General features: G+C 61.7%; 1 protein-coding gene and 2 pseudogenes. 2 read left to right on the top strand and 1 reads right to left on the bottom strand.

From position 1 onward, the window contains the following. Positions 1-139 (top strand): annotated as a pseudogene (locus tag ACFQ24_RS03975) (IS5/IS1182 family transposase); the annotation flags it as partial. Between the two features lie 241 nt (positions 140-380). Here the strand turns inward: ACFQ24_RS03975 and ACFQ24_RS03970 are convergent. Next, positions 381-1,406, bottom strand: a complete 1,026-nt coding sequence (locus tag ACFQ24_RS03970; protein ID WP_380909156.1) for an IS110 family transposase — start codon at positions 1,404-1,406, stop codon at positions 381-383. A gap of 73 nt (positions 1,407-1,479) precedes the next feature. Here ACFQ24_RS03970 and ACFQ24_RS03965 point away from each other — a divergent pair. After that, a pseudogene (locus ACFQ24_RS03965) lies at positions 1,480-1,604 on the top strand (IS5 family transposase); the annotation flags it as partial.

The raw sequence follows: 1,604 nt of genomic DNA, 5'->3' as shown, positions 1-1,604 counted from the left end.
GGGTCAGATGGGCGTCTTCACCCGAATGATGGAAGGGCTTTCGTCCGTAGGGGCCGATCGAAAGACTGTGATGATCGATGCGACCTATCTGAAGGCGCACCGCACGGCATCGAGCCTGGCGGTAAAACGTATGGCCCGCCCCGTCGGCAAGCGGTTTGTTTCTGACGATCTGAGCAGTCTGCGAAAACGTATCCGGCCTTTCGGCATGATGCCGTTGGCCAAGATGGAGATCCGCGCGTCCTGGTCCTCATAAAGGGGCCGGCATCGAAGTGCCATTTTGCGCCATAGGGTTCCAAGACACCGGTCGACTGTCAGGCCATCTTCTTCTCACCTCCCGCAGACATCATGCAGCGGATGCCAAGGGCATCGGCCGATCTCGTTCACGCCGCCAGCAATGTGGGTTCGTAGGTCCGTCCGTGGCGCAGAAGTGCCCAGACGATCCGCGCCATTTTGGCCGCAAGAGCGACGACGACGGTGTTTTGATGCGCTCGCGAGAGCAGGCCGCGCACCCATGCGCCCAGACGTGTATTGCTCTTGCTCATCGTCGGCAGCGACGAACGTGCACCCTGGATAAGGATCTTACGCAGGTATCGGCTGCCGCGTTTGGTAATGCCGAGCAACCGAGGTTTGCCGCCGGTGGTGGCCTGACGCGGGACCAGGCCCAACCATGCAGCAAGATCGCGACCACGCGCAAAGGTCCGGGCATCGCCGACGGCAGCGACCAGTGCAGTCGCGTTGAGGGCGCCAATGCCGGGAATGGTCAGCAGGCGCTGCGTTCGCTCGTCGGTCAGCGCTGCTTGCGCGAACTCGGCGTCGAGGTCCGCAATCCTCTCGTCAAGCGCTATCCAGCGGGCGCGCATGTCCGCGACGAGCCGATGAATGCGAAACCCCAGAACGGGTTCTTCGGCTTCGAGCATCTCGCCGAGCCGAACCGCGAGCTTCGCACGCCCTTGCGGGACGATATGCCCGCGCTCGAGGAGCAAACTCCTGATCTGGTTCATCAGTGAGGTCCGCTCGCCGACGAGCTGGTCGCGAATCCGGTGCAGTGTCTGCATGTCCAACTGCTCCTGGCTCTTCAGCTCCACGAACCGCATAGTCGGCCGTGTCGCCGCCTCTGCGATAGCTTCGGCATCGCGATCGTCGTTCTTCTGGGCCTTCACGTATGGACGGACATATTCCGGCGACATCAACCGGACGGTATGTCCATGCGCTACCAGCGCACGGCCCATATGGTGGGCACCGCAACAGGCCTCCATCGCCACAACGCATGGCGCGAGTGACCCTGCAAAGGCGATGACCGTCTCACGTCGCATACGCCTGCGAACGACAACCCTACCGGTGCCGTCCAGCCCCACCACGCTGCAGCTGTTCTTGCCGAGGTCGATCCCCAGAACTGAAACTTCCATGACCTTCTCCTTCCTCAAACGATCCGATGTCGGTTAAGCAACAACGGTTCGGTTAAGGGGCGGGCCATCCATAAAGGGGGATCTTGGCCGCCTGATCGGCCGCACCAAAGGCGGCATGAACACCAAGCTCCATGCCGTCACAGATGCCAACGGCCGTCCCTTGAGCTTCTTCATGACCGCCGGTCAGATCAGCGATTA

Origin of the sequence: Sphingobium olei (assembly GCF_042678845.1) — a bacterium.
Lineage (GTDB): Bacteria > Pseudomonadota > Alphaproteobacteria > Sphingomonadales > Sphingomonadaceae > Sphingobium > Sphingobium olei.
This window is presented reverse-complemented; position numbering and strand designations above follow the sequence as displayed.